Consider the following 9,648-nt stretch of genomic DNA (forward strand, 5'->3'; position numbering starts at 1 on the left):
CGCCTCCGCCGCCTCCGCCCGTCGCGTCGCCCGGCGCGGGCGCGCCGGCCGCCCCGATGCTCAGGGACTGGCGCGCGGTCGTCACCGCCGCCGACCGCGATCGCTATCAGCGCCGCGACGCCGCCTGGGACCTGGCCCTGCAGCAGGCCCGTCGGCAGCGCGGATCGGGCGACCTGAACAGCCTGGGCGAGTTGATCGATCCCGACGCCGCCCGGCCCGGCGTCATTCCTCCGGCCGGCGACTATCGCTGCCGCACCGTCAAGCTGGGCTCCCAGGGCGGCGAGGCGGGCCTGGGCTATGTCGTCTACGGCTGGTTCGCCTGCCGGATCGAGGCCACGCCCCAGGGCCTCAAGTTCGTCAAGGTCACCGGCTCCCAGCGTCCCTCCGGCCTGCTGTTCCCCGAGAACGACCGGTCGATGGTGCTGCTGGGCTCCATGGCCCTGGCGCAGGAGCCGCCCGCCGACTCCTACGGCCGCAACCCCGACCGCGACCTGATCGCGGGTCTGGAGCGGATCGGCGAGGCCCGCTGGCGTCTGGTCGTCCCGTGGCCGCAGAACGAATCCAACCTGGATCTGATCGAACTGCGCCCCGCATCCTGACGGGTCTGCGGTGAACCGGGACGCCGCCCGTCCGTTTTCGTGTCTCCACCGAAGGGGACGATACATGCGCCGTACGACGACCGCCCTGGCCGCCCTGATGACGACGGCGGCGCTCGCCGCGTGCGGCGAAAACAGCCCGGACAGCGCGCTGCGGGCGTCGCCCGCCGTGACCGCGCCTGCGCCCGGCGTTCCCGATCGCGCCGCGCCGGAAGCTGTCGCGACGCCCGAGCAGGCGTCGGCGCCGACCGATACGGCGGCGCCGGCGGAGGGGCTGCAGGGCGGGACCGACGACTGGCGGCGCGTGGCGTCGGCCGCCGACGCCAGTCTGCTGGGCCGTCTGGACCAGGCCTGGCGTCTGGGCCGGGCCGAGGCCGAGGACGCCGGTTTCGCCACCGAGGTGGAGCGGCTGGGCGCCCTGGTCGATCCGAACGCCGGCCTCGCCGGCCGCCTGCAGCCCGCGCCCGGAACCTATCGCTGCCGCACGATCAAGCTGGGCCGACGCGCCGAGGGCCAGGGTCTGGCCTATGTCGCCTATCCCTTCTTCGCCTGTTCGGTCGCGCTGACGCCGGGGGGAGATCTGCTCCTGACCAAGACGACCGGCTCGCAGCGCACGCAGGGGCTGCTCTATCCGGATACGGATCGCCGACTGGTCTATGTCGGGGCCCAGGCCTGGGGCGACGAGGCGGATTTCCCCCGCTACGGCCAGACGACCGAGCGCGACCAGGTCGGCGCCTTCGAACGCATCGGCGACCAGCGCTGGCGCCTGGTCCTGCCCTGGCCCAAGCAGGAGGCCAAGCTGGAGCTGCTGGAGATCGTGCGCTGAGGCCCGGTTCGCCTCGGCGGATCAAGGTCGCCGAGAAGATTTGCAGCCCCCCGCGCAACCCGCTAACGCCAGCGGCATGAACTTCGACTTCGACGCCCAGGTCACCGCCGCCCTCTTCGACAGCACCGGCGCCGTCTTCGCCCTCGGCGACGGCTCGGTCCGGTTCGACGATCGCCAGCGGGTGGAGGCGCACGACGGGGCCGTGCTGTGCGCCGCCGTGCATCCCTCGGGCGAGGGCGTCGTCACCGGCGGCGACGACGGCAAGGTGGTCTGGAGCCGGCGCGGCGAGGACCCGCAGATTCTGGCCACGGCGAAAAACCAGTGGATCGACGCCATCGACGCCTCGGCCGCCTCGGGCCTGGTGGCCTTCTCTTATGGGCGGACCCTGGCGGTCATCGACCCGAACGACACCGGCTTCAGGCGCGATTTCCAGCACGAGCGCACCGTCTCGGGCGTGGCCTTCGAGCCGAAGGGGCGGCGCATCGCGACCTCGACCTATGGCGGCGCGGCCCTGTGGTACGCCCGGATCGAGAAGCAACAGCCGACGCTGCTGAAATGGGCCGGGTCGCACACGGGCGTCTCCTTTTCGCCCGACGGGGCCTTCGTGGTCACCCTGATGCAGGACAATCAGCTGCACGGCTGGCGGCTGAAGGACGCCAAGTCGATGCGGATGGGCGGCTATCCCGGCAAGGTGCGCTCGAACGCCTTTCTGGCCGGCGGCCAGTTGATGGCCACCTCGGGCGCGCAGGGCGTGGTGCTGTGGCCCTTCGTCGGCTCGAACGGCCCGATGGGCCGCGAGGCGACCGAGATCGGCTATGACGAAGCCAGCCTGGTCAATCTGGTGTCGGCGCGCACGGCGCACGGCCTGGTCGCGGCCGGACTGAACGACGGCCGGGTCTGGGTCGCGCATCCGGCGGCGCAGGGGTTGAACTTCGTCAAGGCCGAGAAGGGCGCCGGCGTCGTCGCCCTGTCGCTCAGCCCGGACGCGGATAAGGTCGCCTGGGCCGACGAGGACGGCCGCGCCGGCGTGGCGATCCTCTGACATGGCTGGAAAGCGGTCCCGCTTGGGTCGTCTGCTGGGGCTCATCCTGCTGGTCCTGGTCGCCGTGCCGGTGGTCGGCGTGCTGCTGTTCGCCGTGGTCCCGCCGACGCCGACGATCCTGATGCTGCAGCAGGCGGCGAAGGGGCAGGGGCTGGACTATCGCTGGCGCGGGCTGAACGACATCTCGCCCAACCTGGTCAACGCCGCCATCGCCGCCGAGGACGCCCGCTTCTGCAGCCATCACGGCTTCGACATGGAGGCGATCCAGAAGGCGCTGGACCACAACGCCGAGGGCGGCCGCATGCGCGGCGGATCGACCATAAGCCAGCAGACCGCCAAGAACGTCTTCCTGTGGCCGTCGCGCGACTGGGTCAGGAAGGGGCTGGAGGCGGGCTACACCGTCCTGATCGAGACGGTCTGGTCCAAGCGCCGGATCATGGAGGTCTATCTAAACGTGGTGGAATGGGCGCCGGGCGTCTATGGCGCCCAGGCGGCGTCGCGCCACTGGTTCGGCAAGGATGCGGACGAACTGACCACGCGCGAGGCGGCGCGCCTGGCCGCCATCCTGCCGGCGCCGCGCCGTTACAAGGCCGCCAGCCCCGGACCCTATGTGCGCCGCCGGGCCAGCCGCATACAGGCGGCGATGGGCACGGTGCGGGGCGACGGGCTGAACGCCTGCGTCCTGGGCCGAACTTGACGCGACAGGTCGGCTGGCCTTTCCTGCGCGCCCTGTTCAGGAGATCCCCATGAAGCGTCAGTTGATGGCCGCCGCCGCGGTCTGCGTCCTTGCCTTCAGCGCCGGATGCGCGACCACGGAGACCGCGGCCGAGGCCCCGGTCGAGACCGCCGCCGCGCCTGCCGCCCTGCCGGACTATCCGGTCACCGCCGAGGGCGCGACCCGCTTCATCGCCGACGCCGAGGCCAAATACGCCGAGCTCAGCGAATACGTCGCCCGTATCCAGTGGGCGCGCGCCACCAACATCACCTTCGACACCATGTGGCTGGAGGCCAAGGCCAACGCCGAGGCGACCGAGATGCAGGTCCAGTTCGCCAACCAGGCGGCCAGGTTCAACGACGTCGAGGTCGATCCGGTCGTGCGGCGCAAGCTGAACCTGCTGCGGCTGGGCCTGGTCCTGCCGGCGCCGAACCGGCCGGGCGCGGCCGAGGAGCTGGCGCAGCTGACGACCCGGCTGGACTCGACCTATTCGACGGGCAAGTTCGAATTCAAGGGCCGTCAGATCACCCTGGACGAGGCCTCGCTGATCCTGGCCGACAGCCGCGACCCGGAAGAGACCAAGGCGCTGTACGAAGGCTGGCGCACCGTCTCGCCGGTGATGAAGGACGACTACGCCCGCATGGTCGCGATCGCCAATGAGGGCGCGCGCGAGCTGGGCTTCGCCGACACCGGCGCCCTGTGGCGGTCGGGCTACGACATGCCCGCCGACGACTTCGCCCGCGAGACCGACCGGCTGTGGGACCAGGTCAAGCCCTTCTACGAGAACCTGCACTGCTATGTCCGCGGCCGCCTGAACGCCAAATACGGCGATGCGGTCCAGCCCGACCACGGCCCGATCCGCGCGGACCTGCTGGGCAACATGTGGTCGCAGCAGTGGGGCAACATCTATGACGTGGTTGCGCCGACGACCGGCGGGGCGTCCAGCTACGACCTGACCGAACTGCTGAAGGCGGCCGACTACGACGCCACGAAGATGGTCAAGACGGGCGAGGGCTTCTACACCTCGCTGGGTCTGGAAGCCTTGCCGCAGACGTTCTGGGAACGCAGTCAGATCACCCGGCCGCGCGACCGCGAGGTGGTCTGCCACGCCTCGGCCTGGAACCTGGACAACGCCGACGACATCCGCATCAAGATGTGCACCAACGTCAACGGCGACGACTTCTACACCGTCCACCACGAGCTGGGGCACAACTACTACCAGCGCGCCTACAAGAACCAGCCGATGCTGTTCCGCAACGGCGCCAACGACGGCTTCCACGAGGCCATCGGCGACTTCGTCGGCCTGTCGGCCCTGACGCCGACCTATCTAAACCAGATCGGTCTTCTGGAGACGACGCCGGGCGCGGAGGAGGACATCCCCTTCCTGCTGAAGATGGCGCTGGACAAGATCGCCTTCCTGCCGTTCGGCCTGATGGTCGATCGCTGGCGCTGGGACGTCTTCGCGGGTGAGACCACGCCGGACCAGTACAACGCCGCCTGGAGCGCGGACATGCTGAAGTATCAGGGTCTGGTCCCGCCGGGGCCGCGCCCGGCCGACGCCTTCGACCCCGGCGCCAAGTATCACGTACCCGGCAACACGCCCTACACCCGCTACTTCCTGGCCCACATCTACCAGTTCCAGTTCCACCGCGCGGCCTGCAAGCAGGCGGGCTGGACCGGCCCGCTGCACCGTTGCTCCATCTACGGAAACACCGAGGTGGGCCAGCGCTTCAACGCCATGCTGGAGATGGGCCAGTTGCGGCCCTGGCCCGAGGCGATGCAGGCCTTCACCGGAGAGACGACCAACGACGCCTCGGCGGTCGCCGACTATTTCGCCCCGCTGAACACCTGGCTGACCGAGCAGAACCGCGGCCGGCAGTGCGGCTGGTCCGAAGCCTAACGGCGGTTAACCGTCACGGGTGACGCTTCCCTTAACCGCATGGCTTCAGACTGTCGCCATGCGGGCGGCTTGCGCCCGCCGGGGATCGACGATCTTGACGGTTCTGAGCGCTGTTTCCGGGGCCCTGGCCCGTCTGTCGTCCGCAGCCGCCCGGCTGCGCGGCGACCGGCGGGGCAATGTCGCCATCCTGTTCGCCCTGGCTCTGCCGACGCTGGTCATGGTGGTGTTGGGCGGGATCGACATTCAGCGCGTGACGACCGTGCGCGCCAACCTTCAGGACGCCCTGGACGCCGCCACCCTGGCCGCCGCGCGCTCGCCCTATGTCCAGGATGAAGACCTGACCGAGGTCGGGCTGAACGTCCTGAAGGCCAACATGCAGGGGTTCCCAGGCGTCACGATCGATGACGCCGCCGTCCAGTTCAAGCTGGAGAACGGCGAGATCGTCGTGGCCAACGCCAAGGTCGAGGTGAAGACCCTGGTCGCCAACATCGTCCTGCCGCCGTACGGCAAGATCCTGGACGACGCCCTGCCGGTCGGCGCCCACTCCGAGGTCAACCGTTCGACCAAGGACGTGGAGGTGGCCCTGGTGCTGGACGTGACCGGCTCCATGTCCGGTTCTCGCATCCGCGACCTGAAGACGGCGGCGAACGACCTGGTGGACATCGTGGTCCAGGACGAGGCGCGCCAGGCCGTCACGCGCACCCGTATCGCCCTGGTGCCTTATTCGATGGGCGTCAACGCGGGCGACTACGCCGCGGCCGCCCGGGGCGTCATCCGCGGTCGCACCGAGATCGACGACGCCGACTGGGGGACCGGGTCGGCCAAGGCGATCAGCGGCGTCGCTAAGGGCTCGCAGACGACCATCAAGGCCGATGCGCACGGTTTCGACACCGACGACTACGTCTGGGTGACGGGCATATCCAGTTCCGGCAACGGCTCCAGCCTTGCGACGCGGCTGAACAACAAGCCCTATCGCGTGGTTCGCGAGAGCGCGAACAGCATCCGGCTCCAGACCTGGAACGGCTCGGCCTGGGTCGACTACAGCACCGCCAACCACAACAACTGGTCCTCGGGCGGCACGGTGCGGGAGTGCGTGGTCTCGTCGTGCGAGGTGGTGGCGAGGTCGCCGCGCCATGGACTGCAGACCGGCGAGGATATCCGCATCGCCGACGTGCGCGGCCTGACCGCCATCAACAGCGACAGTCGGTCGGCGACGCGGCTGACCGAGGACACCTTCGTGATCAACGGCGTCCTGCCCACGACGGTCAGCGGCCAGAGCTACAGCAGCGCCGGCGGCGACTACGTCCAGTGCCTGGAACTGGGGTGCCAGTTCTACAAGTTCAGCAACTATTACGGCAGCACGCGCATCCAGGAGGTCTCGACCTGCGTCAGCGAGCGGATCGGAACCGGCATGTACACCGACGCCGCGCCAGGCGGCGCCCCCGTGGGGCTGGCTTATCCGTCGTCGGACAACCGCTGCCTGGGCTCGACCATCCTGCCGCTGACGCACAAGAAGGCCGACCTGAAGGCTCAGATCAACGACTACGCCGCCGTGGGCTCCACAGCGGGTCAGGTCGGCGTCGAATGGGGCTGGTACATGGTTTCGCCGACGTTCGGCGCCATCTTCCCCAGCGACAACCGGCCCGACGCCTACGACGCCCAGAAGCGCCTCAAGGTCGTGATCCTGATGACCGACGGGGAGTTCAACACCCCCTACTGCAACGGCGTGGTCGCCGGCGCGGTGTCGGGCAGCGGCGACGTCAACCAACACATCGGCTGCTCCCAGTACACGGGGTCCAACCTGCGCAACCAGCCGGTCGGCCAGTACAGCAATCCGTTCGCGCGGTCGGTGGAGATGTGCAACCGGATGAAGGCGGCGGGCGTGATCGTCTACACCGTCGGCTTCGACATCAACTCCGGCACCGGCGGCGCCGGCGTGGACACCGCCAAGGAGGTGATGCAGCAATGCGCCACCAACAGCGACCACGTCTATCTGCCCGAGAACGGCGCCTCGCTGAAGTCGGCCTTCGGCGCCATCGGCCGCAGCATCAGCCAGCTGCGCATCACCCGCTGACGCCGAGCTTCCGCCTGTTCGTCAGAGCAGGCGGATCTCGCGCAGGCGCTCGGTCAGATAGTCCTCCGCCAGGATGGTCTTGCCCGCATAGCGGTCGGGATTGTCCGGCGTGATGGCGCTGGGCAGGGTCTCGATCGGGAAGTCCGGGTTGAAGTGCAGGAAGAAGGGCGTCGAATAGCGGGCGAAGCCCCGCCGCTCGGGCGCCGGATTGACGACCCGGTGGGTGGTCGACGGCAGGACGTGGTTGGTCAGACGCTGCAGCATGTCGCCGATGTTGACCACCAGGGCGCCGGGCGGCGGCGCGATGTCCAGCCAGCTGCCGTCCTTCTCCTTCAGCTGCAGACCGGCCTCCTCGGCCCCCAGCAGCAGGGTGATGACGTTGATGTCCTCGTGCGCGCCTGCTCTCACGCCCGGCGCGTCGGCGGGGACCGGGGGATAGTGCAACATGCGCAGCACGCTGTTGCCCAGCTCGACCTTGTCCTCGAAATAGGCGTCGTCCAGCTTCAGATAGCGCGCGATGGCCCTCAGGATCTTTCGCCCCAGGGCGTCCAGGTCCTCGAACATGCCATAGAGGTGCTCGCGGAAGCCCGCGACCTCGGTCGGCCAGACGTTGTCGCGCATATAGGTCCGGTAGGGGTGGCCTTCGGGCAGTTCGCGACCGACGTGCCAGAACTCCTTGAGGTCGACCGTCGCGGCGCCCTTGGCCGCCTCGACGCCAAAGGGCGTCAGGCCGCGCGCGCCGCCCGTGCCGGGCTGGTGATAGCGGCGCTTGACCTCTTCGGGCAGGGCGAAGAAGGCCTTGGCGTCGTTCACCGCGGCGTCGATGCGGCTTTCGTCCAGCCCGTGGTCGGCCACGACCGCGAAGCCGTAGCGGGCGAACGAGGCGCCCAGTTGGTCGCTGAAGGCCTGGAAGTCGGCGTCGTACAGGGTCATGGAAACCGGCTGCACGCCGCGCGTGGCGGAGGGGGAGACGTCGGTCTGGGTCGAGCTCACGGCTGCGTCCTGGGTCTTTGAAGGGGCGGCGGTTGCATACCCCTATTCCGCGACGATGTCAGTCCGAGGGCGAAGACGGGCCGTTCAGAAACGGTACAGCTTGGAACCGCCACCATAAGCGAACGTTTCTCGCGCCAGACCGCATAACAGGAAGGACTTTATCCATGCGCGCCAAGATCCTCGTCGCCGGTGTCTCCATCGCCGCCCTGCTGGGCGCCGCCGCCTGCACCACGACCGACCCGTACCGTTCGGGTCCGGTGCGCAACAACACCGGAACCGGCGCCATCGCCGGGGCGCTGGGCGGCGCCGTCCTGGGTTACCTGACCAACACCTCGAACGGCGAGCAGGGCCGCAAGAACGCCCTAATCGGCGCCGGCATCGGCGCCTTGGGCGGCGCGGCCGTCGGCCAGTATATGGATCGCCAGCAGCGCGCCCTCGAGGCCGAGTTGTCGGGCAGCGGCGTCGGCGTCGCGCGCCAGGGCGACAATCTGGTGCTGCGCATGCCGTCGGACGTGACCTTCGCCACCAACCAGTCCTCGATCGACAGCCGCTTCATGCCGGTGTTGGACGACGTGGCCCGGGTGCTGCAGGAATACGACCGCTCGACCATCGACATCATTGGCCACACCGATTCCTCGGGCGGCGACGCGATCAACCAGCCGCTGTCCGAGCGTCGGGCCAGCAGCGTGGCGTCCGAACTGGTCCGTCGCGGCGTCCTGGCCGAGCGCCTCTACGTCGCGGGCAACAGCTCGCGCAACCCGGTGGCCTCGAACGCCACGACCGAAGGCAAGGCGCAGAACCGCCGGGTCGAAATCCTGATCCGTCCGTTCACGGGCTGATCCGGCCGCGGGTCATGAAGCGAGGGGCGGTGCTGAAGGCGCCGCCCCTTTTTTGTGTTCGCGTCGGCCGCTTGCGACACCCCGCCGAACATGGTCCTCTGAACTGGAAGGGGGCGACGCATGGACGACGGGGGATTGGTCGAGGGGCTCAAGCTGGCGGCGGTCGCTGTCGTCTGCGCTCTCCTGACCGCGGGCCTCGTGATCGGCGCGGGCCAAGCCATGCGTGGGACCAACAATCCTCGCGGCACCCCACCAGACAGCGGAGCGGTCCTGGTGCGGGCTAGCCGCTAGCGGCCGGTGCGGCGCGCTGGCTCCTGCGTTGGCTGACCCTGCGGCCCGCAAGGCGCAAGCCTCGCCGACAAGAAAAAGCCGCCGTCCCGTGAGGGGCGGCGGCTTCATCTTTTGTCATCGACGACTTTTTCGTCCGGTCAGGCCGCGATCCTTTGGGGATCGCGGCCGTCACGGTCTTAGAAGTTGATGTCGATGGTGGCGCGACGGTTGAGGGGCTCGCGGACGCCGTCGGCGGTAGCCTTGGCGAGCGCGGTTTCACCCTTGCCGTCCAGCGCGATGACGCCGCCGTTGACGCCCTGGGCGACCAGGGAGTCGGCCACGGTGCGGGCGCGACGGTTGGACAGGCCGATGTTGTAGGCGGCCGAGCCGGAG

General features: G+C 69.2%; 9 protein-coding genes. 7 read left to right on the plus strand and 2 right to left on the minus strand.

Features of this window, described 5'->3' with window-relative positions; all coding sequences use genetic code 11:
• The 6 genes from ACE3PU_RS09780 to ACE3PU_RS09805 all read left to right on the plus strand — a co-directional run.
• A partial coding sequence (locus ACE3PU_RS09780) for a DUF4893 domain-containing protein (protein ID WP_374389182.1) occupies window positions 1-599 on the plus strand: 599 nt, incomplete at its 5' end.
• Window positions 600-663: 64 nt separating this feature from the next.
• Window positions 664-1,422 (plus strand): DUF4893 domain-containing protein, encoded by a 759-nt coding sequence (locus ACE3PU_RS09785; RefSeq protein WP_374389184.1) that lies wholly within the window; start codon window positions 664-666, stop codon window positions 1,420-1,422.
• Between the two features lie 76 nt (window positions 1,423-1,498).
• Window positions 1,499-2,464 (plus strand): WD40 repeat domain-containing protein, encoded by a 966-nt coding sequence (locus ACE3PU_RS09790; RefSeq protein WP_374389186.1) that lies wholly within the window; start codon window positions 1,499-1,501, stop codon window positions 2,462-2,464.
• A gap of 1 nt (window position 2,465) precedes the next feature.
• Window positions 2,466-3,161, plus strand: coding sequence for a monofunctional biosynthetic peptidoglycan transglycosylase (gene mtgA, locus ACE3PU_RS09795; protein WP_374389188.1), 696 nt, complete (start codon window positions 2,466-2,468; stop codon window positions 3,159-3,161).
• A 49-nt stretch (window positions 3,162-3,210) separates the two neighbouring features.
• Window positions 3,211-5,079 carry a M2 family metallopeptidase gene (locus tag ACE3PU_RS09800; RefSeq protein WP_374389190.1) on the plus strand — a complete coding sequence of 623 codons (1,869 nt, stop codon included), beginning with the start codon at window positions 3,211-3,213 and terminating at the stop codon, window positions 5,077-5,079.
• A gap of 94 nt (window positions 5,080-5,173) precedes the next feature.
• On the plus strand, window positions 5,174-7,153 hold the full coding sequence (locus ACE3PU_RS09805; protein ID WP_374389192.1) for a pilus assembly protein TadG-related protein: 1,980 nt from the start codon (window positions 5,174-5,176) through the stop codon (window positions 7,151-7,153).
• Between the two features lie 21 nt (window positions 7,154-7,174).
• Here the strand turns inward: ACE3PU_RS09805 and ACE3PU_RS09810 are convergent, their stop codons facing one another.
• A complete protein-coding gene (locus ACE3PU_RS09810; protein ID WP_374389196.1) occupies window positions 7,175-8,086 on the minus strand; it encodes an isopenicillin N synthase family dioxygenase in 912 nt (303 codons plus the stop codon).
• A 224-nt stretch (window positions 8,087-8,310) separates the two neighbouring features.
• Between ACE3PU_RS09810 and ACE3PU_RS09815 the strand changes: the two genes are divergently transcribed.
• A complete protein-coding gene (locus ACE3PU_RS09815) occupies window positions 8,311-8,985 on the plus strand; it encodes an OmpA family protein (RefSeq protein WP_374389194.1) in 675 nt (224 codons plus the stop codon).
• A 467-nt stretch (window positions 8,986-9,452) separates the two neighbouring features.
• On the opposite strand, the gene ACE3PU_RS09820 is transcribed toward ACE3PU_RS09815, so the two are convergent.
• Window positions 9,453-9,648 (minus strand): OmpA family protein (locus tag ACE3PU_RS09820; protein WP_374385599.1); only part of this gene is annotated, 196 nt, incomplete at its 5' end.

The sequence above is a fragment of the Brevundimonas sp. genome, assembly GCF_041911375.1.
Taxonomy (GTDB): domain Bacteria; phylum Pseudomonadota; class Alphaproteobacteria; order Caulobacterales; family Caulobacteraceae; genus Brevundimonas.